The organism is Flavobacterium sp. FlaQc-52, from assembly GCF_044007495.1.
GTDB classification, from domain to species: domain Bacteria; phylum Bacteroidota; class Bacteroidia; order Flavobacteriales; family Flavobacteriaceae; genus Flavobacterium; species Flavobacterium cupriresistens.
Genome location: NZ_JBIPCV010000011.1, coordinates 170,489 through 193,559, shown reverse-complemented (window position 1 = coordinate 193,559; position 23,071 = coordinate 170,489). Strand labels below are relative to the sequence as shown.

General features: G+C 36.2%; 18 protein-coding genes, 1 other RNA gene and 1 pseudogene. 15 read left to right on the top strand and 5 right to left on the bottom strand.

All coding sequences use genetic code 11. The annotated features are described in order from the left end of the window. On the bottom strand, window positions 1–6,433 hold a 6,433-nt coding region (locus ACHRV5_RS17785), incomplete at its 3' end, for a choice-of-anchor L domain-containing protein (protein WP_395427658.1). A gap of 624 nt (window positions 6,434–7,057) precedes the next feature. On the opposite strand from ACHRV5_RS17785, the gene ACHRV5_RS17780 reads away from it, so the two are divergent. From ACHRV5_RS17780 to ACHRV5_RS17750, 7 genes are all read left to right on the top strand, one after another. Next, a complete protein-coding gene (locus tag ACHRV5_RS17780) occupies window positions 7,058–7,549 on the top strand; it encodes a histidine phosphatase family protein (protein WP_047779003.1) in 492 nt (163 codons plus the stop codon). Further along, window positions 7,549–9,630 (top strand): polyphosphate kinase 1, encoded by a 2,082-nt coding sequence (gene ppk1 / locus ACHRV5_RS17775; protein ID WP_395427657.1) that lies wholly within the window; start codon window positions 7,549–7,551, stop codon window positions 9,628–9,630. The genes ACHRV5_RS17780 and ppk1 overlap by 1 nt, the downstream gene beginning before the upstream one ends. A 38-nt stretch (window positions 9,631–9,668) precedes the next feature. Further along, window positions 9,669–10,559: a Ppx/GppA phosphatase family protein gene (locus ACHRV5_RS17770; protein ID WP_047779005.1), complete on the top strand. Its 891-nt coding sequence runs from the start codon at window positions 9,669–9,671 to the stop codon at window positions 10,557–10,559. 188 nt (window positions 10,560–10,747) lie between these two features. Then, complete coding sequence (locus ACHRV5_RS17765; RefSeq protein WP_395427656.1) at window positions 10,748–11,344, top strand: TMEM175 family protein; 597 nt, start codon at window positions 10,748–10,750, stop codon at window positions 11,342–11,344. Between the two features lie 347 nt (window positions 11,345–11,691). Next, window positions 11,692–12,252, top strand: coding sequence for a Crp/Fnr family transcriptional regulator (locus ACHRV5_RS17760; RefSeq protein ID WP_395427655.1), 561 nt, complete (start codon window positions 11,692–11,694; stop codon window positions 12,250–12,252). 59 nt (window positions 12,253–12,311) lie between these two features. Continuing rightward, entirely contained in the window at window positions 12,312–13,343 is a 1,032-nt protein-coding gene (locus tag ACHRV5_RS17755; RefSeq protein ID WP_395427654.1) for a saccharopine dehydrogenase, read from the top strand. A 6-nt stretch (window positions 13,344–13,349) separates the two neighbouring features. Beyond that, complete coding sequence (locus ACHRV5_RS17750; protein WP_395427653.1) at window positions 13,350–13,928, top strand: NAD(P)H-dependent oxidoreductase; 579 nt, start codon at window positions 13,350–13,352, stop codon at window positions 13,926–13,928. Window positions 13,929–14,335: 407 nt separating this feature from the next. On the opposite strand, the gene ACHRV5_RS17745 is transcribed toward ACHRV5_RS17750, so the two are convergent. Further along, window positions 14,336–14,752, bottom strand: a complete 417-nt coding sequence (locus ACHRV5_RS17745; RefSeq protein WP_047779010.1) for a hypothetical protein — start codon at window positions 14,750–14,752, stop codon at window positions 14,336–14,338. Between the two features lie 10 nt (window positions 14,753–14,762). Here ACHRV5_RS17745 and ACHRV5_RS17740 point away from each other — a divergent pair, with 10 nt between their 5' ends. Continuing rightward, on the top strand, window positions 14,763–14,975 hold the full coding sequence (locus ACHRV5_RS17740) for a hypothetical protein (RefSeq protein WP_395427652.1): 213 nt from the start codon (window positions 14,763–14,765) through the stop codon (window positions 14,973–14,975). Between the two features lie 28 nt (window positions 14,976–15,003). On the opposite strand, the gene dnaX is transcribed toward ACHRV5_RS17740, so the two are convergent. Next, window positions 15,004–16,089, bottom strand: coding sequence for a DNA polymerase III subunit gamma/tau (gene dnaX / locus ACHRV5_RS17735; protein WP_395427651.1), 1,086 nt, complete (start codon window positions 16,087–16,089; stop codon window positions 15,004–15,006). A gap of 411 nt (window positions 16,090–16,500) precedes the next feature. Here dnaX and ACHRV5_RS17730 point away from each other — a divergent pair, with 411 nt between their 5' ends. The 4 genes from ACHRV5_RS17730 (at window position 16,501) to ACHRV5_RS17715 (ending at window position 18,701) form a co-directional block, all read left to right on the top strand. Beyond that, the gene (locus tag ACHRV5_RS17730) at window positions 16,501–16,896 is read left to right on the top strand and encodes an NIPSNAP family protein (RefSeq protein ID WP_395427650.1); all 396 of its coding nucleotides are present in this window, start codon (window positions 16,501–16,503) and stop codon (window positions 16,894–16,896) included. A 9-nt stretch (window positions 16,897–16,905) separates the two neighbouring features. Continuing rightward, window positions 16,906–17,349, top strand: a complete 444-nt coding sequence (locus ACHRV5_RS17725; RefSeq protein WP_395427649.1) for a GNAT family N-acetyltransferase — start codon at window positions 16,906–16,908, stop codon at window positions 17,347–17,349. Between the two features lie 13 nt (window positions 17,350–17,362). After that, entirely contained in the window at window positions 17,363–18,076 is a 714-nt protein-coding gene (locus ACHRV5_RS17720; protein WP_395427648.1) for an endonuclease/exonuclease/phosphatase family protein, read from the top strand. A gap of 115 nt (window positions 18,077–18,191) precedes the next feature. Continuing rightward, window positions 18,192–18,701 carry a hypothetical protein gene (locus ACHRV5_RS17715; protein WP_395427647.1) on the top strand — a complete coding sequence of 170 codons (510 nt, stop codon included), beginning with the start codon at window positions 18,192–18,194 and terminating at the stop codon, window positions 18,699–18,701. A 430-nt stretch (window positions 18,702–19,131) separates the two neighbouring features. Here ACHRV5_RS17715 and ACHRV5_RS17710 read toward each other — a convergent pair whose 3' ends face one another. Continuing rightward, entirely contained in the window at window positions 19,132–19,425 is a 294-nt protein-coding gene (locus ACHRV5_RS17710) for a hypothetical protein (RefSeq protein WP_047779017.1), read from the bottom strand. 124 nt (window positions 19,426–19,549) lie between these two features. On the opposite strand from ACHRV5_RS17710, the gene rnpB reads away from it, so the two are divergent. From rnpB to ACHRV5_RS17695, 3 genes and pseudogenes are all read left to right on the top strand, one after another. Continuing rightward, window positions 19,550–19,865: RNase P RNA component class A (gene rnpB, locus ACHRV5_RS17705), an RNA gene on the top strand. Between the two features lie 31 nt (window positions 19,866–19,896). Next, window positions 19,897–21,147 (top strand): annotated as a pseudogene (locus ACHRV5_RS17700) (cation:dicarboxylate symporter family transporter). 167 nt (window positions 21,148–21,314) lie between these two features. Next, window positions 21,315–22,244: a ketopantoate reductase family protein gene (locus tag ACHRV5_RS17695; protein ID WP_395427646.1), complete on the top strand. Its 930-nt coding sequence runs from the start codon at window positions 21,315–21,317 to the stop codon at window positions 22,242–22,244. A 128-nt stretch (window positions 22,245–22,372) separates the two neighbouring features. Here ACHRV5_RS17695 and ACHRV5_RS17690 read toward each other — a convergent pair whose 3' ends face one another. Further along, complete coding sequence (locus ACHRV5_RS17690) at window positions 22,373–23,062, bottom strand: response regulator transcription factor (protein WP_395427645.1); 690 nt, start codon at window positions 23,060–23,062, stop codon at window positions 22,373–22,375. Window positions 23,063–23,071 lie beyond the last annotated feature (9 nt).

The following is a 23,071-nucleotide window of genomic DNA, read 5'->3' as shown; positions in this document are numbered from 1 at the left end:
GAGTGAAAATAGCAGAAGTATTTCCGCAATCATCATTAACAGTCCAAGTATTAGTATATGTTCCGGCGTTAGCACAACCTTGAGAAGCTACAAAAGCACCGCTTACTTTTACAATGTTGGTCACATCAGTATCACAAGCATCAGTAGCTACTGGGAATTGCGCTTGAGCATTAGCCAAAGCTGTTGCATCACTACATTGAACAGTAGTATTTAATGTTCCCCCTTGTGTTGACCAAGTAGGAGCAGTAGTATCTTCGATAGTAATAATTTGAGTGAAAACAGCAGAAGCATTTCCACAATCATCATTAACTGTCCACGTATTAGTATAAGTTCCGGCGTTAGCACAACCTTGAGAAGCTACAAAAGCACCGCTTACTTTTACAATGTTTGTGACATCAGTATCACAAGCGTCAGTAGCTACTGGGAATTGCGCTTGAGCATTAGCTAAAGCTGTTGCATCACTACATTGAACCGTAGTATTTAATGTTCCCCCTTGTGTTGACCAAGTAGGAGCAGTAGTATCTTCGATGGTAATGATTTGCGTGAAAACATCAGAAGTATTTCCACAATCATCATTAACCGTCCAAGTATTAGTATATGTTCCAGCGTTAGCACAACCTTGAGAAGCTACAAAAGCACCGCTTACTTTTACAATGTTTGTCACATCCGTATCACAAGCGTCAGTAGCTACTGGAAATTGAGCTTGAGCATTAGCCAAAGCTGCCATATCGCTACATTGAACCGTAGTATTTAATGTTCCGGCTTGAGTAGACCAAGTAGGAGCAGTAGTATCTTCGATAGTAATGATTTGAGTGAAAATAGCAGAAGTATTTCCGCAATCGTCATTAACAGTCCATGTGTTAGTATAGGTTCCAGCGTTAGCACAACCTTGAGAAGCTACAAAAGCACCGCTTACTTTTACAATGTTGGTCACATCAGTATCACAGCTATCCGTTGCTACTGGGAATTGAGCTTGAGCATTAGCTAAAGCTGTTGCATCGCTACATTGAACCGTAGTATTTAATGTTCCCCCTTGAGTTGACCAAGTAGGAGCAGTGTTATCCTGAACAATAATTGTTTGACTAACAGGAAGAGAAGTATTTCCACAAGCATCTATAGCGGTCCAAGTTCTGGTTTTTGTATAGGAACCGGTGCAATTACCTGGTACTGTTGTGTCCTGGAAGGTTAAAGAAGAAACAGTTCCACTATCATCTGTTGCGGTAGCTTGTGCAAAGACAGGCACTTCCGGACAGTTGATTGTTGTAGTTGAAGGTAAAGGATCAATTACCGGTTTTACAGAATCTCCATCAAGAATTACAAAAGATTCACTGATTGTACAACCTTTAGCATCTGTGATTGTTACGCTATAATTTCCTGCTAAAAGAGCAGTAGCAGTATCCGAAGTTTGTGCTGGAGTTGTATTCCATAAGTAAGTATAAGGTGTTGTTCCTCCTGATACCGTTACAGTAGCAGAACCGGTTGCATCACCTCCACAAACAACATCAATTTGTGTTTTTGTAGCGCTTAGCGCTTTTTGTGGTTGTCCGATTGTTACGGAGCAAGTAGTAGTGTAACCTAATTTGTCGGTTACAGTTACCGTATGTTGACCTGCAGTTAAAGAAACTGCTTGTGAAGTTGTTTCATTATTATCCCATAAATAAGTATAATCACCATTTCCTCCTATGGCAGTTACAGTCGCTTTTCCATTACTGTCACCAAAACATTTGGCAGGATCATCTTGAGAAATACTACAAGATAATACATTTGGTTCAGAGATGGTGATGGTACAAGTTGTAGTACAACCTTTTGCGTCTGTTACGGTTACAGAGTGTAAACCTGCATTTAGTAATACCGCTTTTTGTGTTGTTTCATTATTATCCCATAAGTAGGTATAACTTCCGTTTCCACCAAGTGCAGTTACAGTAGCTTCACCATTACTTAAACCATTAGCAGTAACTGCTTTGTTTTGTATTATTGAACAGCTTAAAGCAGCGCTAGGTTGACCAATTGTAACCGAATTAGATTGAGATGAACAAGAATCCGTAACGGTTAAAGTATAAGTTCCCGCAGGAAGATTGGATACTGTTGCTGTAGTTCCAACTACGGTGTTAGAGCTGTTTTTCCAAGAGTATGTTACCGTTCCAATAGCGTTTGTAACTGTACCAGCGATAACTGTTCCGTTACTATTTCCAAAACAAGCTGCATCCGTTTCAGAAGAAGCTGCTAAAGCTAAAGCTGCACTCGGTTGCCCGATTGTAACAGAATTAGTTTGAGAAGAGCAAGAATCTGTAACAGTTAAAGTATAAGTTCCCGCAGGAAGATTGGATACCGTTGCTGTGGTTCCTACTACAGCATTAGAGCTGTTTTCCCAAGAGTATGTTACCGTTCCAACAGCGTTTGTAACAGTACCCGCAGTTACTGTTCCGGTGCTGGCGCCAAAACAAGCCGCATCTGTTTTAGAAGAAGCTGCTAAAGCTAGTGCTGCACTCGGTTGCCCGATTGTAACAGAATTAGTTTGAGAAGAGCAAGAATCTGTAACAGTTAAGGTATATGTCCCGGCAGGAAGATTTGATACTGTGGCCGTAGTTCCTACTACTGTATTTGAGCTGTTTTTCCAAGAGAAAGTTACTGTTCCAACTGCGTTTGTTACTGTACCTGCAGTTATAGTTCCGGTGCTTGCACCAAAACAAACCACATCCGTTTTAGATGAAGCCGCTAATGCTAAAGCTGCACTCGGTTGTCCGATAGTAACAGAATTAGTTTGAGAAGAGCAAGAATCTGTAACGGTTAAAGTATAACTTCCGGCAGGTAAATTTGATACTGTTGCTGTAGTTCCTACTACTGTATTAGAACTGTTTTTCCAAGAGAAAGTTACTGTTCCAACAGAGTTTGTCACGGCACCTGCAGTTATAGTTCCAGTGCTGGCACCAAAACAAACCACATCTGTTTTAGATGAAGCCGCTAATGCCAAAGCTGCACTTGGTTGTCCGATTGTAACAGAATTAGTTTGAGAAGAGCAAGAATCTGTAACAGTTAAGGTATAAGTTCCGGCAGGCAAATTTGAAACTGTTGCTGTCGTTCCTACTACTGTATTTGAGCTGTTTTTCCAAGAGAAAGTTACTGTTCCAACGGAGTTTGTCACTGCACCTGCAGTTATAGTTCCTGTGCTGGCACCAAAACAAACCACATCTGTTTTAGAGGAAGCCGCTAATGCTAAAGCTGCACTTGGTTGTCCGATAGTAACAGAATTAGTTTGAGAAGAACAAGAATCTGTAACGGTTAAGGTATAAGTTCCCGCAGGAAGATTTGAAACCGTTGCTGTTGTTCCTACTACTGTATTTGAGCTATTTTTCCAAGAGAAAGTTACTGTTCCAACGGAGTTTGTCACTGCACCTGCAGTTACTGTTCCGGTGCTGGCACCAAAACAAGCTGCATCTGTTTTAGAAGAAGCTGCTAAAGCTAGTGCTGCACTTGGTTGCCCGATGGTAACAGAGTTAGTTTTAGAAGAACAAGAATCTGTAACGGTTAAGGTATAAGTTCCCGCAGGAAGATTTGAAACTGTTGCTGTAGTTCCTACTACTGTATTAGAGCTGTTTTTCCAAGAGAATGTTACAGTTCCAACGGAGTTTGTCACGGCACCAGCAGTTACTGTTCCGGTGTTGCCACCAAAACAAGCTGCATCTGTTTTAGAAGAAGCTGCTAATGCCAAAGCTGCACTCGGTTGTCCGATAGTAACAGAATTAGTTTGAGAAGAACAAGAATCTGTAACGGTTAAAGTATAAGTTCCAGCAGGAAGGTTTGATACTGTTGCTGTTGTTCCTACTACTGTATTAGAGCTGTTTTTCCAAGAGAAAGTTACAGTTCCAACGGAGTTTGTCACCGCACCCGCAGTTATTGTTCCCGTACTCGCTCCGAAACAAACGACATCAGTTTTGGAGGAAGCTGCTAATGCCAAAGCTGCACTCGGTTGTCCGATAGTAACAGAATTAGTTTTAGAAGAGCAAGAATCTGTAACAGTTAAGGTATAAGTTCCAGCAGGAAGATTCGAAACTGTTGCTGTTGTTCCTACTACCGTATTAGAACTGTTTTTCCAAGAGAAAGTTACTGTTCCAACGGAATTTGTAACCGCACCCGCAGTTATAGTTCCGGTACTGGCACCAAAACAAGTAACATCTGTTTTAGAAGAAGCTGCCAAAGCCAAAGCCGCACTCGGTTGCCCGATGGTAACGGAATTGGTTTGAGAAGAACAAGAATCTGTAACAGTTAAGGTATAAGTTCCAGCAGGAAGATTTGAAACTGTTGCTGTTGTTCCTACTACCGTATTAGAGCTGTTTTTCCAAGAGAAAGTTACAGTTCCAACGGAGTTTGTCACCGCACCCGCAGTAACTGTTCCGGTGCTTGCGCCAAAACATGCTGCATCCGTTTTAGATGAAGCTGCTAAAGCCAAAGCTGCACTCGGTTGCCCGATGGTAACTGTATTGGTTTTAGAAGAACAAGAATCCGTTACGGTTAAAGTGTAAGTTCCGGCAGGAAGATTGGATATCGTTGCTGTTGTTCCTACTACTGTATTAGAACTGTTTTTCCACGAGTACGTTACCGTTCCGACGGAGTTTGTCACCGCACCTGCAGTTATAGTTCCGGTGCTGGCACCAAAACAAGCTGCATCCGTTTTAGATGAAGCTGCCAAAGTCAGAGCGGCAGTCGGTTGCCCGATTGTAACGGAATTGGATTGAGACGAACAAGTATCTGTAACGGTTAAAGTATAAGTTCCGGCAGGAAGATTGGATATCGTTGCTGTTGTTCCTACTACCGTATTAGAGCTGTTTTTCCAAGAGTACGTAACAGTTCCAACTGCGTTTGTCACGGCGCCTGCAGTTACGGTTCCGGTGCTTGCACCAAAACAAGTAACATCTGTTTTAGAAGAAACTCCCAAAGCCAGAGCGGCATTTGGCTGCGTTATAACTACAGAAATAACACCTTTACATCCACTTGCATCTGTTACAGTTGCTTCGTATGTTCCAACTCCTAAGTTGGTTATGGTTTGAGTTGTTCCTGCAAAAGCTGCTCCATTTTTTTTCCATGAATAAGTATAAGGAGCAACACCACCGGTAGGATTGTTAAGTGTAATAGCCCCCGTGCTTTGTCCAAAACATTTTACATCAACATGTGAAGCAACGTTTTCTGTTACAACAATATTACTAACAGTTACCACTACAGGTTTAATGTCTGAACAACCTGATACAAGGTTTTGTCCTTTAATATAATAAGTACCTGCAGTTGCTGCAGTAGGAGTAGTGTAAGGAATTGTAGCAGCTGCATCTCTCCAATACGTATAGGTTAGTCCGGCAGTGCTTCCTGCAGTTACTGCCGCAGCAGTAATATTTACGGTGTTTGGAGAACATACACCTGCAGGATTTGTAATTACTAAAGTATTTGTGGCAAAACTTCTTGCTTTTAGAAATACACCTGCATCATATAATTGATCTGATGCATCGGCGATTGCCATTTTAATTTTATAAGTTTGACCAGGTGTAACCGGATATGTTGCGGTAAGAACAGTTGTAGATCCATCATACTCCATTACTAGTGAAGCAGGTGGATTGTTTAGGTAATAAGCGACATTTTTATCAGGGAAAGCAACACCGTTCACATTAACTCCGGAAGAGTGAATGTTGTTGATCGTAACGGTATCACCATTTGGTAATTGAGAAAGGTTTACAGCATTATTGGTGTAAGTTCCGGCTATTCCGGGTCCGCTTAAGAAAAAACCAAAAGCATCGTTAAATTGTGTATTAACATACTCCAGATATTCCTCTGAGGCAAAAACAAATTTGAACTCAACCAAATTTCCATCAGGAACAAAATTAAATTCCAATATAGCAGCATCACGCATGGTCTGACCTGATATATTAGTTAAATCAGGATCGCTGGCCTCGCTAACCATTGAATCTGATTTATTTGTAAACGTATTAGGCCCCATAGCGGAGCTTATTTTTCCTGTTGCAATTAAAAGACCTTCATCAATAGGAAATGTCGAAGTAGATTTATTAAAGTATCCCAATTGTCGGTCACCGGCGGTTGAAGACCACGTATGATTAGTCCAATCCCAATTGTTTCCATTTTTTTTATAATAACCGAATCGAACATTGCTAATGCTTAAACAGCCAGACGTTAGTATATTACGCACTAATCCGTCTGCAGTATAACCATTATTTCCGGCAGCGGGATTTGCTACATCTATAGATCCGACTGCAGCCAGTGCCGCCAACGCATTAGCAGTCGCACTACTTTTAGCAGTTACATTACTCTTAGCAGCAGATTTATTTTTGGTAATAGTATTTCCGATTCTGATAGGAACATTTATTTCTTGGGCAGATAGCTCTGTAAAGAAAAATAGTAATCCCAAAATAGTGGTTAAAGTAATTTTTTTCATGGTCTTTAATCTTTAATTTCAAAAATTGTTTGTTCCTCTACAGTACTATTTTTAGTAAAATTTTATTTCGGCTCTTTTATAAGTATAATTTGCTATCTCTATTACCTACGATTTTTGAGCCTCCATAGATTTGACTTCGTATTTTGTGAAATTTTTATAGTTTTAACAGAATCAAAGTTATATAGTCTCTTTTTAATAGATTTTTTTTCTCTGTAACTAACCTAAAAACTCGTTGAAATGTCTTTTTTTGGTCAGAATTTGTGAAAATAGGGGGTGTTTTTTGTAGTTTTTGGCAAAAATTAATGTACGATTTCTTTGCTTTTTTGGTTAAAAACATAAAAAAATAACCTTTAAAAATATTCAATAATCAATTAATTGGCTGATTTTATGTGATATGTATAATATCGACTAAGTGACAGTTTTGACGGATGAAGTGCACTTTTTGTTAAAGGGAAAAAGAAGCATGTTTTTTCTATGATGGATTTAACTGATTTTTTTTCGTGTTAAAATTTTCTTCAAATGTTAACAGAATTAAAAAAAAGTTAGTGTTTAGAATTTCTTTTGTAAATTAGAACTTCAATAAAAATGAATCTCTTTTTATGATGTTTGTAAATCCTTCCGCTTATGAAAAATTTAATTTTGATACGACATGCAAAATCCAGTTGGGAAGCTCCTTTAAAAGATTTTGACAGACCTTTAATGAAAAGAGGAATTTTAGATGCTCATGAAGTATCTGGAATTATTTCGAATTTTTTGCCCAAGACTTATATTATTTGGAGTAGTACGGCCGCTCGTGCTTCTGAAACGGCTCTAATTTTTGCTCAAAACATCTCCTATCCCATAGAAAGTATCGTGTACAAGGACGATCTTTATACTTTTGATGATAAACAACTTGAAAAAGTGATCAAATTGTGCGATAATAGTTTCGAAAGTGTTATTCTTTTCGGACATAACGAGGCTATTACAAATTTTGTTAATAAATTTGGGGATGTTTTTATAGAAAATGTTCCCACCTCCGGATTTGTATCGCTAAAGTTTGATTCAGAAAGCTGGGATACGATCAATAAAGGCAGAACACATAAAACAATTTTCCCCAAAGATTTAAAAAAAATATAGTGTACGAACAGAAATATATCGATAGAGAAAAAAGTTGGTTAGCGTTTAATGCAAGAGTACTTCAGGAAGCAGGAGATAATACCGTTCCACTTTTAGACAGGTTGCGTTTTGTTGGAATTTTTTCGAACAATTTAGATGAATTTTTTCGAGTTCGTTATGCCGCAATCAGAAGACTAAGTCTTTCGGGTATTTCTGGTGAAAAATATCTAGGCGGAGTCTCTGCCCACCAGTTAATTAAGGATATCACTGAAATTGTAATTCAGCAACAATCAGAAAGTTTACGCATTTTAGGAAATATTGAAGCTGAACTGGAAGCCGAGAATATCTTTATTATCAACGAAAATCAGATTACAGAAGCACAGGAACATTTTCTGAGAGACTTTTTCACTCAAAAATTAAGCCCCGAATTAGTTACTATTATCCTGAATGATTTAGCAGAGTTTCCGGTTTTGAAAGATACTTTAGGGTATTTGGCCATTCGTTTAGAGATGAACACCAATGATGAAGTTCGATATGCGGTTGTTGAAATTCCTAAAACGATAAACAGATTTGTGGTATTACCTTCCAATGACGATAAACAATATGTGATCTTAATCGATGATGTAATCCGTCATAATCTGAGTAATATTTTCAATATTTTCGATTATAAAAGTGTCTCTGCCCACATGATCAAAATTACGCGAGATGCGCAATTGGACATTGATAGTGATTTGAGCAAAAGTATGCTCGAAAAAATTGCTACATCGGTAAAAGACAGAAGAATAGGAGAGCCGGTTCGTTTTATTTACGATAGTTTAATCGAAGACGATACCTTGCGTTTCTTCTTAGATAAAATGAAAATTGTAGAAACAGACAGTATAATTCCCGGTGGAAGATATCATAATCGCCGTGATTATATGAGTTTTCCAAATCTCGGAAGATATGATTTGTTGTATAAAACCAATGACCCTTTGCCCATTCCGGGATTGAGTCTTGAAGGAAGTATACTGCAGAAGATTGGTAAAAAAGATTATTTGTTGCACGCTCCTTATCAGTCGTTTTCATATCTGACTAAATTTTTGCGTGAAGCCGCATTAGACCCAAAAGTAGTAAGTATAAAAATTACGTTATATCGTCTGGCTAAGAATTCGCAGATTATTAGTTCCTTGATTAATGCGGCAAAAAACGGTAAGAAAGTAGTAGTACAGATTGAACTTCAGGCTCGTTTTGATGAGGCAAGTAATATTTCTTATGCCGAACAAATGCAGACAGAAGGCATCGAACTTATTTTTGGTATCAAAAGCCTTAAAGTACACAGTAAAATATGCGTGATCGAGAGAATTGAAGAAGGTAAAACCCGTCGTTACGGATTTATTTCTACCGGAAATTTCAACGAATCGACGGCAAAAATTTATACCGATGTAACGTTGTTTACCTGTCATCCCGGTATTTTGAAGGACATTTCAAAAATATTCGAATTTTTTGATATCAATTACAGAGTACACCGATACAAACATTTAATCGTATCACCACATTATACAAGGACAAAATTTATAAAATTGATAGACCGTGAAATTTTGCATGCGTTAGCCGGTAGAAAAACACATATCAAGTTAAAAATGAATAGTTTATCGGACTTTAAAATGATCGATAAATTATACGAAGCAAGTAATGCAGGTGTGAAAATTCAGCTTCAGGTAAGAGGAATTTGCTCATTAATACCGGGGATTCCGGGAATGAGTGAGAATATCGAAGCAATCAGTATTGTAGATAATTATTTAGAACATTCAAGAGTTTATATTTTTGGAAATGCAGGATTAACAGAGGTTTATATTTCATCAGCAGATTTTATGACTAGAAACCTCGATGGACGAGTAGAAGTAACTTGTCCGATTTATGATCTTGAAATCAAAAAAGAACTAATTGATAATTTTAATATTGCCTGGAAAGGAAATGTAAAAGTGAGATATCATTCCTATAAGCTAGACAATAAGTATAAAGCTCGTAATCACCATGCTCCATTCAGAGCACAGCTTGAAACCTATAAATATTACCAGCACAAAATTGAGAAAATCGAAAAAATTCCACAAAAAATTAGTTAACACAAAACACAAAAACAATTTCAAATCATAAAGGGAGCATGATTAGTATAAAAAAATACGCAGCGATTGATATTGGATCGAATGCCATGAGGCTTCTGATATCGAATGTTGTAGAACAAGATGGCAAAGAACCACAATTTAATAAAAGTTCGCTTGTTCGTGTTCCGATTCGTTTGGGACAGGATGCTTTTACAGTTGGAGAAATTTCAGAACAGAATATAGATCGAATGGTAGATGCTATGAAAGCATTTAGTCTTTTGATGAAAGTACATAAAGTAGAACGCTATATGGCGTTTGCAACTTCGGCAATGCGTGAGGCCTATAATGCCAAAGAAGTTGTGGCTTTGATTAAGAAAAAAGCTGATATAAAAATCGAGATTATAGACGGTAAAAAAGAAGCAGCCATAATTGCTTCAACAGATTTGCACCATTTATTAAAAACAGACGAGACCTATCTTTTTGTAGATGTGGGCGGTGGTAGTACAGAATTCACATTATTTTCTGATGGAAAAATGATTAATTCAAGATCATTCAAAGCAGGAACCGTTCGTTTGCTGAATAATATGGTTTGCGATGTTGTTTGGGATGAAATCGAAAAATGGATCAAAACCAATACCGAAGGTTACGAAGAAGTTACACTTATCGGATCCGGAGGAAACATCAATAAATTGTTTAAAATGTCCGGAAAGCAACAGGAAAAACCGCTTTCGTATATTTACATCAATTCACAATACGCCTTTTTAAATTCATTAACGTACGAGCAGAGAATTGCAGAATTAGGGTTAAACTCCGATCGTGCTGACGTAATTATTCCCGCAACAAGAATTTATCTGAATGCAATGAAATGGAGTGGTGCCCGTCAAATCTATGTCCCAAAAATCGGACTTTCTGACGGAATCGTAAAAGCAATGTACTACGGTAAAATTTAGTGCGTAATAGGTCAGTTTTTAAAAAAAAAAGACCTCAGTAAAAAGAAGTAACAGTATAATTTAGAAAATGCCAATTTGTAAAAATTGGCATTTTAAATTAAGCATAAAAATTAGTGTAAATTCGCGAAATTCGTGGCAAACTTTTTAAAAACATCAGTAAAACAAGATAATCCAAAACCTATATAGCAATGAATAAAACAAGACTGGAAGCTTTTAGTGATGGTGTGCTGGCCATTATTATAACGATTATGATTTTGGAAATTAAAGTTCCCGCTGGCCATGAGTTTGCAGATTTAAAACCACTTATTCCAAAGTTTTTAAGTTATGTTTTAAGTTTTATCTATGTCGGAATTTATTGGAACAATCACCATTATTTAGTGCATGGTCTGTCGAAAGTGAACGGGAAAGTGCTTTGGAGTAACCTGCATTTGCTTTTCTGGTTGTCATTGATTCCGGTTTCAACGGGTTGGATGGGAGAACATAATTTTGCAAAAGCTTCCTTAGCATTATACGGAGTCATTCTGATGCTTTGCGCGATAGCGTATAACATACTTCAAAATAACATCATTCAGGTAGAAGGAAAAGATTCTTCGTTAAGTAAAGCGCTGGGAAAAGATTTAAAAGGGAAAGCTTCTGTAGTTTTATACTTCATCGGTATAGTTTCTTCGTTTTATAGCGAATGGATTTCCGGAGGATGTTATCTGACGGTAGCTTTTTTATGGTTGATTCCGGACAAAAGAATTGAGAATGTTTTTAACTCAGCCGAAAAAACAATAGACTCATAACGCCTGTTTAAATTTCATTAGAAAGAACTTTAAACCCGCTTTAATTCGTGTCTTCGCTATAACGAATCTGTTTAATCCATGTATAAAATTAAGTGGCAACAGCTGTGTGAATTGAACGCGGATCATGCGGATTTACAGTGGCAAAAACGCTGATAAAAACGGATTTTTTATATTAAAAAAAAGATAGAGCTTATTTTGTAAAATAAAATAGATGCCATTGTTTACCTGAAGGAAATCTGTTTAATTTTGATCAAAATCAGCTGTAACTTTTCTGTAATTTGAAACTTAAACAGACTAGCAAGCGTTGATTATTTTTTAGGGAAATCTTTTATTCACAATTCGATACCATGAAACCAACATTTCAATCTCTTCAGATTTTACCGCTACACGAATTGGACAAGCTGGACGATTTAATTACCAAAAAAAGATTAAAAAAGGGAGACTTTTTAATTCAGGAAAATCAAATTGCTAAAGAAATTGTTCTTATAAAATCAGGGGCTTTACGCTCTTTTTATATCAATACAGAAGGAGAAGAAATCACCAATTGCATTACATTCGAGAATGAATTTATGACTGCTTTTACCAGCCTTATTACGCAGCAACCAACAGAAGAAAATATTCAGGCTTTATTTGATACTGAACTCGAAGTGATAAGTCACGATACTATAGAACAGCTTTATGAAAATAGTGTTCATTGGCAAAAAGTCGGAAGGATTATTGCCCAAATGCAGTATATAAGTTTAGAACAACGCATTTTATCTTTTCAGAAACTTAGCGGAAAAGAACGTTACGAAACACTTTCTAAAAACCATCCCAATTATATCAAGTTAATTCCATTACAGTATTTAGCTTCTTTTTTAGGAGTTACTCCAAGACATTTAAGTCGTATTCGGAAAGCGGTTTTATAGGACATTTGTCCAGTAGATGAGGTATAGTTCGCCATTATTTTTGTTCAAAACAATAAGTAATGATGAGAAAAAACATTTTAGTAATTGGTGGAACAGGATTGGTAGGCAAAGTTATACTGCGCATTCTTCAAAAGAGAAACCCTGACTATAACTTGTTTGTAGGAAGCCGCCAATTAGGAAATACCACGCAGGATTTGGTTATTGATGTGACCAATCCAAAAACTTTTAAATGTGTTCTGGATAATAAAATCGATTTGATTGTATTGTGTACAAAAGATCGTAACAATGAAATTTTAAAGTTTGCAATAGCAAACAAACTGGATTACATTGATATTACAAAACCAACTCCGGATTTAATTGTGGCGCATGATTTAGCTCAAGACGATAACCAAAATACAAATAGCCATATTGTTTTTAGTTCCGGCTGGATGAGTGGAATTGTGGGGAGTTTAGTCGATTTTATAACGCCGGATAAGCGTGAAATCACAGAAGCAAATTTGTATATTTATTATTCCATAAAAGATTTAGCTGGGAAAAGCTCTGCCCATTTTTTGGCTGAAAATGTGTGTAAACCCTTTACCACTTATAAAAATAATGAACCTCAAAAAGTCAAGCATTTTCTGGATGCTGAAAAATTTAATTTCTCATTCGGATTAGGAAAACGGCAGGTTTATAATCTGGACGTTCCGGATTTGTTTATCTTAAATCAAATCGAAAAAATACCAACCGTTTCCGTAAAAATGACTTACAGTTCTAAGTTTGTTACCAGTTTAATGGGGTATTTTCAATCGCTAAAGATTTTTAATATCCTGTCTTTAAAAGAAAGACAATTGCTGTTTGGATCTAGTGGTAACGGAGATCAAACTGTTTTTGAAATCAATGTCCGAACGAATACCGGAACAAAAAAAGTCAGTTTACAAAGTGTTAAAGGTCAGGCCGAGTTGACTGCATTTTCTACCGTTTTACATGTCGAAAAGATGTTGAGTACCACTTTGGCCAATGGAATTTACTTTAGCCATCAAATACATTCGCCACAAGAAGTTTATGAGGCATTACATAATTACAGTACAATTAATATAAAAATAAGCTAATCAAAGATGAAAAATATACTTATTATCAACGGACATCCCAATTCAAAGAGTTTTAATTTTGCAATCGTCGATGCGTACGAAAAAGGAGCGTTACAATCTAAAGCTTCGGTAGAAACCATTACAATTGCCGATTTAAAGTTTAATCCAAACCTGCAATTCGGTTATCAGAAAAGAACCGAATTAGAACCGGATTTACTCGAAGCCTGGAAGAAAATTCAAAAAGCGGATCATCTGGTTTGGGTACATCCTGTTTGGTGGGGAGGTTTGCCTGCGATCACAAAAGGATTTATTGACCGATTGTTTTTGCCGGGAATGGCTTTTCAATACAAAGAGAATTCCGTTTGGTGGGATAAACTCCTAAAAGGGAAAACGGCACATATCATCACGACTCTGGATCAGCCGGGCTGGTATTACCGTTTGTTTTACGGAAGACCAAGTGTCAATCAGTTGAAAAAAACAACACTGGAATTCTGCGGAGTAAAACCGGTAAAAGTTACTTATATAGGAATTGTAAAATCTGCCGATGAACTTCAAAGAGCAAAATGGCTCCAAAAAGTTTATGATTTAGGAGTTAAGAATAGATGATTTGGGTTGAGAGGAAAAGGTTTGACACGAATTTCACGAATTTGCACTAATTTTTTGGCTTATGAAAATTACACGAATTTGCGCTAATCTTTTACTCGAAAAGAGGAAGAAACAATTCGCGAAAATTGGTGTAATTCGTGGTGAAAAAGTCTAACAGATTTTTATATTAAGCATATCTATTGAGTTTGACACGAATTTCACGAATTTGCACTAATTTTTATGCGCAAAGATTAAAAAAACAATTCGCGAAAATTGGTGTAATTCGTGGCGAAAAACCTTAACGGATTTTTATATTAAACATATCTACTGAGTTGACACGAATTTCACGAATTAGCACTAATTCTTACGCGTAAAGATTAAAAAAACAATTCGTGAAAATTCGTGAAATTCGTGTTCAAAAAAATATACTAAGTGTGTAAATCCAATCCAAATGTAGAACGTAAAAGTTCGATGTTTGGGTTTATTTCTAATAAACGATTGTATCGATCCTGATCGTTAAAACTACGTTTGCTTTCGATCGTTTCGTTTACTACAACTTCAATTGTAATATCATGATTGTGTAGATGTCCTTTTAAATGCCCTAAAAGCCCATGAATCTGACCTTCAAAATCTAATTTTGAACCTTCGTTAGGCAATTCAAGCGTAATGACAGTTCCGTTTAAAGTCGGATCGTTAATTAACAATAACGATTCCATAATTTTAAGACCTTTACTGCCCAAACGCTCTGCATATTTGTTCCAATGCAATAACATTTCGGTTTCTGTGAATTCTTCTGTAGGTAAGGTTGTAGAAGGTTTTACATAAGATTTACTGCTTTCCTCCATTTCTTTTTTCTTGCGAATACTGGATAATGAAAAAGCAGAAACTTTGACTTCAGTGTTGGCCTCCGTTTTCGGAACTGCAGGAGGTGTGTTGGCAGTATTGCCTTCAGCTTTAGGAGTTTCGATACCAACAGTGCCAGTACCAATTTTCTCCTCAGAATTTGGAATTTGGGATTTATTGTTTGGAATTTCAGCCTTTGCTGATGGAACTTCAACAATAGAATAACCTCCGTTTTTAAAGTAAACGGGTGGAATTATGAATTGCTCAGCTTTTTTTTTTCTCCATCAAAGTTGATAGAGGCCAATTGCATCAAGCATAATTCAACTAAAAGACGTTGATTCTGACTTAGTTTGTATTTTAAATCACAGTCATTTGCAATGTCAATTCCTTTTAATAAAAAGTCCTGAGAACATTTTTGAGATTGTACGCCATACATTTGTTGCGCCTGTTCACCCACTTCAAGTAAAGCGATGGTAGCCGGAGTTTTACTTACCAGTAAATCTCTGAAATGCGAAGCCAATCCGGCAATAAAATGATGTCCGTCAAAACCTTTTGCAAGGATGTCGTTGTAAGCTAATAAAAGTTCCGGAATCTGATTCTCTAAAAGTAAATCAGTAATTGAAATATACGTTTCGTAATCTAAAACGTTTAGGTTTTCGGTTACAGCCTGACGGGTTAAATTGGTTCCGCAAAAAGAAACCACACGGTCAAATATAGATAAAGCGTCACGCATTGCACCATCTGCCTTTTGAGCAATAATGTGCAAAGCATCATCTTCAAAATTGATTCCTTGGCTTGCCGCTACGTCTGCTAAATGTTCTTTGGCGTCTTTAACGGTAATTCTTTTGAAATCAAAAATTTGACAACGTGATAAAATCGTTGGAATGATTTTATGTTTTTCAGTTGTTGCTAAGATAAAAATAGCATGTTTTGGCGGTTCTTCTAATGTTTTCAGGAAAGCATTAAAAGCTGCCGAAGACAACATGTGAACCTCGTCAATGATATAGACTTTGTATTGTCCGGTTTGTGGCGGGATTCGAACCTGATCAATCAGACTACGAATATCGTCAACCGAGTTGTTTGAAGCCGCATCTAACTCAAAAACGTTAAAAGCAAAATCTTCGCTAGGATCATCATATCCGGGCTGATTGATTTTTCGGGCCAGGATACGGGCGCAGGTTGTTTTACCAACTCCACGTGGTCCGGTAAACAATAAAGCAGAAGCTAGGTGATTGCTTTCTATGGCATTCAGCAAAGTGTTGGTAATGGCTTTCTGTCCCACAACATCCTTAAATGTCTGCGGACGGTATTTACGAGCCGATACTACAAATTGTTCCATATTCCTTTATTATTCGATAGCAAATATAGGGTATAATTTAATGATTTAAAAATTTAAAAATTGAAAGATTTTAAGTGTTTGAACGACTGTGCGTTTTATCATTTGTCAGTAAGCGAATTAGATAAATTCAAGTTTGTTTTTAGAGGTAAATTCAGTTTTACAAGATTAAAAGCAATGTTTTTTTGAATAGCCGTTGGTTTTAACCAACGGAAAGGTGATGAAAGGATTCTTGGCTTTAGCCAAATTTTAGAAAGCGAGATTTAGCAAAAGTTTGAGCAACTTTATTTCTAAATCAGTTGATTATGGTGGGCAGTAATTCAAATTTGGATTTGTTATTGTAATGAAAAAAGGATTAATTTTATTGTCTAATAGCCCGGGTTGTTTTAGAAACTAAATTTTAATAAAAACGAAATGAAACTACATCTTTTGATTTTAGTATTCCTTATCTCTTTTGGAATAAAAGCGCAGAAAGCAAATGCAAGTCCAATTTACCAATTGCGTGTTTATGAAATTTTCGAAAAAAACAAGAAAGATTTCCACGATCGTTTCAGAGATCACGCCATGGTGATCATGAAGAAATATAATTTTAAGATCAATTCAATCTGGGAATCAAAATCGGATAGTAAAACTGAATTTGTTTATCTTTTGGAATGGCCCGATGAAGCTACAATGAAAAAAGCCTGGAAAGGTTTTAAAGCCGATAAAGAATGGATTGAGATCAAAAAACAAACGAGTGCTAAGTTTGGAGATTTGCTCGGAAATATTGAAGACCGGACGATGGTAAAAACAAGTTACTCGCCCAATTAATGTTTTTTTATGACAGATAGATTAAATATTATCGAATTCAGGAAAGAGGATTTAGACGCATTACGTCAATTATTTCTGAAAGTGCGTCAGGAAACTTTTGTTTGGGCCGATCCCGAAACATTCGATTTATTGGATTTTGATGCTCAGACGAAAGGAGAATATATTTTGACTGCCTTGTACGACGAAAAAGTAATCGGATTTATTTCGGTTTGGATGCGGGACAATTTTATTCACCATTTATATATCGATGCGGCATTTCATAAACTTGGAATCGGAAAAAGACTTTTGAATGAAGTGGTAAAGAGAGCTAAATTTCCGCTTGTATTAAAATGTTTGGAGAAAAATACTGAGGCAATTTCGTTTTATAAAAAAGTAGGGTTTGTTGAAAAAGCTTGGAATGAGAACGAAAACGGTCCTTATATTTTATTTGAACTGAATCAAAAAATAGAATAAAAACAAAGCTGAAATGAAAATCATAACCTGGAATTGTAATATGGCTTTCAGAAAAAAAGCGGAATTTATTTTGGTTCATCAACCGGATATTCTGGTAATTCCCGAATGTGAAAATATCGAGAGATTAAAATTTCCCAAAGACGTTCCGATTCCTACAGATATACTCTGGTATGGTACAAATCAACACAAAGGACTTGGCGTTTTTTCGTATAGTGCGTATAGATTTGAATTGATGGATTGTCATAATCCTGATTTCAAAAATGTGTTGCCCATTGCGGTTACCCAAGGAAAAGTAGATTTTGTTTTATTTGCTGTTTGGGCAAACAACCCCCAAGATAAAGACGGGCAATATGTAACTCAGGTTTGGAAAGCGATTAATTATTATGAAAAACTATTGTCCGGAGCCAAAACGATGTTAGTTGGAGATTTTAACAGCAACACCATTTGGGATAAACCAAGAAGAGAAGGGAATCACTCAGCAGTGGTAAGTAAATTAGCTTCAAAAAATATATTTAGTGTATATCATAAATTCTTTAATCAAGAACAGGGAAAAGAAATACATCCGACTTTGTTTTTGTATCGTCATGAAAATAAACCGTACCATCTGGATTATTGTTTTGCTTCGAATGATTTTATAGAAGTTTTAGAAAGCGTTGAAGTAGGAAGTTATGAAGATTGGAGAATGCATAGCGATCATAAACCTTTGATTGTGGAGTTTGGGGTATGAGTTTTTTTTAAAAAGATGTAATATTTCCAGTTGGATAAAATAGTAAATGTAGTTGTCAAGCTGAGCGAAGTCGAAGCATGGGTTACCATAAATTAACTAAAAAAAATATTTTTAGATGAAAGTTGTATTAGAGCGTAATTTAGATTTCAAGCAATTTCAAAATTTGATTATTCTAACTTTTTGTTGTGTAATGGTTTTGCTTGTAATGCTTAATTCATTGCAGTTGGGGAGTTATGTTTATGGAAAAGTAGCTTTGTTTCTTTTCATTATTTTATTCTTTGCCCTGTTGTTTACAAGGAAAGGCTTGTACATAAAAAATAATAATTTGTATACAGCGATCTTTTTGTTTGGGTTGGTTTTAAAGGGAGAATTATTGCAAACAGCGGAACACGATGGATTATCAGTAAGAGAAGGAAAGCTTTCAACGAGCTATAATTATTCGTATAGAAGAAGGGGATTAAATAATTGGGAGCCAAACTTAAATTATTCTGTCGCTTGTTTTACGATTAATATGACAGATGAAAAAGGAGATTTTAAAAAGAAAATTATAAGGCTGACGAAACCAGAAAAAGTTAAAATTGCAATTGATTTTATTATTGAAAATTTAAGTTTGAAGTATAATTGAGTTAAATAGAAATTTTGGTTTCATGAGCCTTCGACTTCGCTCAGGGTGACACTTGGAGTTTTAAAAAAAAAGATCTGATTACTGATTTTTACATTTCGAATTTTACTCTTGATCTTCAACTCTTGATCTTCAACTTTTGATTTTTAACTTTTGATTTTTTGCATTTCACCTTTTTACATTACCACATTCTCACATTGACTCATTCTCACATTGACACATTGACACATTTTCACATTGACACATTTTGCGTCCCTTGCGAAATCTTTGCGCCCCTTGCGGTTAAGAACCTGATACAAACATTTTCTTCTCCTGAAAACAAGAAGCCCTAGCCCTGATGGGAGCGGCATCCTTTTGTGGCGGGGTTCGACACAAAAGATACAGCAGACAGCGGGAATAGCTTCTGAAAATTATAATAATGGTTCTTTTAAAATCACCTGCCTTTTATGCTTAAATCGAGTAAGATCTGTACGGTTTCGGAATCGGAATCTGCCGAAAACCCGGATACATATACTCCTTTTTTGCCTGAATTTGATTTTATTCCGTAAACAACTGCCTCATCGCCCGGGTCAGATTCCCCTTCGTATCGATACACATGTACAATTTCAAATTTTTCAGGATTTTTTTTAATTGCGTCTGAGTTTAGATTAAAGTCAAAGGTGAATCCTTTTTCATTCAATTGATCTAAAGCTTTTGAAACAGTTGCGTAATGATACATTCTAATCATGATAACTGAATTTAAAAATTATGGATTTTAAAGATAACCAATTTAAAATTAAAACATTGTGAATTTAGTGTGAAAATCTAAATTTTAAAAGCGGGATTCTTCGATTATAAATCGCTACTTTTGCCCCGCAGACCGCCTTATCGTCGCTCGCTTAGGTGAGGGGAGGAAAGTCCGGACACCACAGAGAAGCATAGCGGGTAACACCCGTCGGCGTTAGTAATAACGTTAGGACAAGTGCAGCAGAAAGTATGTACAGGTAATGCTGTAGTGAAAACAGGTAAACTCTATGCGGTGAAATACCAAGTATATCAGCATTTAAGGGCTTCTCGTCCGTTGTTGAAGGGTAGGTAGCTCGAGCTTATGAGTAATTGTAAGCCTAGATAAATGATAAGGCTCTGATTTATCAGAGACAGAATCCGGCTTATAGGTCTGCATTTTTTATATATTTGTGAAACTATCTAACTAAACTTCATGAATATAATTACTCCGAATCTCCCAAATAAACCTAAAAAAAGTACTTTTTTTGCCATTGTAACCAATCTGACCTTTTGGGTTTTGATTGCCATTATTGCCGGAGTTTTACTCGGTCATTTTTCACCGCAAAACGGAATGAAAATGGAAATTGTCGGCAAGACTTTTGTCGATATTATTAAACTTTTTATAGGTCCGATTATATTTTTAACGATCGTTTTGGGGATTTCCGGAATGGGGAATCTTAAATAAGTCGGTCGGATTGGTGTGAAAGCATTAGCTTATTTTGAAGTAGTTTCAACCGTTGCTTTGGCCATTGGTGTTGCGATTGCTTATATTTTTAAACCGGGTAAAATAGATAAAACCGGATTGGCTTTGCAAGATGCAAGCCAGTATACCAATCATGCGGCGGAAAACTTTTCGTGGTTGAAATTTTTCCTTTCAAATTTCACACTTCAGGTTTTGGTAGCTGCCATTGTTTGTGGTATCGCCCTGAATTTTTACCAAAAACGCGAACAGACCATTTTGGTTTTAGAACGATTTTCAAAAGTAGTTTTTACCGGTTTGAAATATGTGATGTATCTCGCTCCGCTAGGGGCTTTTGGAGGAATGGCATATACAATTGGTAAATTTGGATTACAAACGCTGATCCCGCTTGGGAAGTTGATGTTGTGTGTTTATACGACTATGTTTTTATTTGTGTTTTTGATTTTGGGGAGTATATTGAAATATTATAAAATCAGTATTTTATCAATTTTAAAATACATTAAAGAGGAACTTTTATTGGTTCTTGGAACTTCATCTTCGGAGGCTGCTTTGCCTAGTATTATGGTTAAACTGGAACGAATGGGTTGCAGTAAATCGGTGGTAGGATTGGTGATTCCGACGGGGTATTCTTTTAATCTGGATGGGACTTCGATTTATTTGTCGATGTCTGTGATTTTTTTGGCGCAGTTGTACGATGTTCATTTGAGTTTCTTTGAGATTCTGAGCGTTATCGGTATCCTGATGATTACGTCTAAAGGTGCTGCCGGAGTGACCGGAAGTGGTTTTATCGTTTTAGCATCGACGTTGACAGCGATTCATAAAATTCCGGTGGAAGGACTGGCTTTTTTACTGGGAGTTGATAAATTTATGAGTGAAGCCAGAGCGATTACTAATTTAATCGGGAATACGGTAGCAACAATAGTGATTTCTAAGAGCGAACGTGATTTTACAGAGTTGAATTTGGAGCCTGTTTTGGAGGAATGATGATGGGACGCGGATGAGGCTGATTCGCTGATGCGAAAACGCGGATTTAGTACGGATTTTTTTTTGCTCTCTTAATTTTGACAATGGAAGTTCACAGTAAACGCAAGGTGTTATTTGATATTTAATTCGTTTAATTAGTGCAATTCATGGCATAAAAACAAACAATAATGAAAACAAGAATTGGAATTTTAGGACTAGGTGGTGTAGGAGGTTATTTCGGCGGACTTTTAGCGAAAGCGTATCAGGACTCTGAAGAAATAGAAATTGTGTTTATTGCCCGTGGAGAAACACTTAGAGTAGTGGCGGAATCGGGATTGAAAATTATTACGAAGGAGTCTGAAACGGTTGTTTTTCCGAAAGTGGTTTCCAATGATCCTGAGCTTATTGGCAAACTGGATTATTTAATTTGCGCTACAAAGACTTATGATATTGAAGAAAGTCTTCTGGCTTTAAAAAAGTGTATTACTAAAAATACCGTTATTCTTCCCTTGTATAATGGTGTTGATGCTCCGGAACGCATTAGTGCTCTTTTTCCGGACAATGAAGTTTTGGAAGGCTGTGTTTATATTTTTTCGATGATTGTTTCACCTGGTGTTGTTCAGAATGTGGGTTCTCTGCAAAGATTGCTTTTTGGTTCTTACAGTGTTTCTGTTTCTAAAATGAAGGCTTTACAGACGATCTTTAAAAACGCGTCGATAGACAGTCATTTGGTTGAAAATATTGAAGATGCCGTTTGGGAGAAGTTTGTGTTTATTTCGGTATTGGCTTCGGCAACCTGTTATTTAGATTACAATATTGGACAGATTTTAGAAAACCGCGAAGCAAGAAATATATATGTCTCCCTGATGAATGAAATTACAATGATAGCAGCGGTAAAAGGACTAAATCTGCCGGATGACATTATCATGCAAACCATTCTGAAACTCGAAAAAACACCACCAGATACTACTTCCTCTATGCATCGTGATTTGCTTGCCGGAAGAAATATAGAATTGGCTTCATTGACTCAATTTGTAGTAGATGAGGGTTTGAAATATGAAGTTGAAACACCAACCTATCAATTGGTTTTAGATAAATTATCCAATCTAATGAATTAAAAAAAAGAAGCAGAATTAACTTTTATGAAGTAGCTTATTCGAGAGCTTAAAGATGTCGATATCACAGGCATATACAGACTTTTAATTCATTTGTATTTTGGTGTAAATTGACTTAAATAGCGTTTAAATTAAGATTTTTCTATTTTAAATTCCAAACCAATATTACGAACACTTTCAATTTTGATTTTTGGATCTGAATTAAAATATTTTCTTAGTCTGCTAATAAAAACATCCATGCTTCGACCGGAGAAATAATCGTCTTTTTTCCATACAGACATTAAAATTTGATCTCTCTTTAATAACTGGTTGTGGTTTAGATATAAATATTCAATAAGAGATGCTTCTTTCTCTGTAAGCTGTTGAACATGATTTTTATTATTGAGAGTTAAGCGCTCGTTATCAAAAATATACGAGCCAATTTCAATAACATTATTTCCGTCCAGACTTCTCTTTTGTTCGATCCTCTTCAATATATTCTGCAAACGCAAGATCAATTCGTCTACTTCGAAAGGTTTCGCGATGTAGTCGTCTGCGCCTAATTTCAATCCAATAATTTTGTCTTCTGTTAACTTTCTTGCTGTTAAAAAAATAAATGGAGTTTCGGGATTGATTGTAACTATTTTTTCTGCCAGAGAAAATCCGTCCAATTTTGGCATCATTACATCCAGAATACAAATGTCAAAAGTTTGGTTTTTAAAATAGCTTAATGCTATTTCGCCATTTTCTGCCCAGGTTACTTCAAATTGATGCAGTTCTAAATATTGTTTTAGAATCGCAGCAAAATCAAAATCGTCTTCAGCTAAAAGTAGTTTTTTCAAAATATGGTA

Coding starts and splice junctions, on each gene's coding strand:
- ACHRV5_RS17695 (WP_395427646.1), top strand. CDS start 21,315: ATGAAAACAAGAATTGGAATTTTAGGACTAGGTGGTGTAGGAGGTTAT.
- dnaX (WP_395427651.1), bottom strand. CDS start 16,089: ATGGAACAATTTGTAGTATCGGCTCGTAAATACCGTCCGCAGACATTT.
- ACHRV5_RS17745 (WP_047779010.1), bottom strand. CDS start 14,752: ATGGAGGAAAGCAGTAAATCTTATGTAAAACCTTCTACAACCTTACCT.
- ACHRV5_RS17720 (WP_395427648.1), top strand. CDS start 17,363: ATGAAAATCATAACCTGGAATTGTAATATGGCTTTCAGAAAAAAAGCG.
- ACHRV5_RS17765 (WP_395427656.1), top strand. CDS start 10,748: ATGAATAAAACAAGACTGGAAGCTTTTAGTGATGGTGTGCTGGCCATT.
- ACHRV5_RS17780 (WP_047779003.1), top strand. CDS start 7,058: ATGAAAAATTTAATTTTGATACGACATGCAAAATCCAGTTGGGAAGCT.
- ACHRV5_RS17760 (WP_395427655.1), top strand. CDS start 11,692: ATGAAACCAACATTTCAATCTCTTCAGATTTTACCGCTACACGAATTG.
- ACHRV5_RS17715 (WP_395427647.1), top strand. CDS start 18,192: ATGAAAGTTGTATTAGAGCGTAATTTAGATTTCAAGCAATTTCAAAAT.
- ACHRV5_RS17730 (WP_395427650.1), top strand. CDS start 16,501: ATGAAACTACATCTTTTGATTTTAGTATTCCTTATCTCTTTTGGAATA.
- ACHRV5_RS17770 (WP_047779005.1), top strand. CDS start 9,669: ATGATTAGTATAAAAAAATACGCAGCGATTGATATTGGATCGAATGCC.
- ACHRV5_RS17710 (WP_047779017.1), bottom strand. CDS start 19,425: ATGATTAGAATGTATCATTACGCAACTGTTTCAAAAGCTTTAGATCAA.
- ACHRV5_RS17725 (WP_395427649.1), top strand. CDS start 16,906: ATGACAGATAGATTAAATATTATCGAATTCAGGAAAGAGGATTTAGAC.
- ACHRV5_RS17755 (WP_395427654.1), top strand. CDS start 12,312: ATGATGAGAAAAAACATTTTAGTAATTGGTGGAACAGGATTGGTAGGC.
- ACHRV5_RS17750 (WP_395427653.1), top strand. CDS start 13,350: ATGAAAAATATACTTATTATCAACGGACATCCCAATTCAAAGAGTTTT.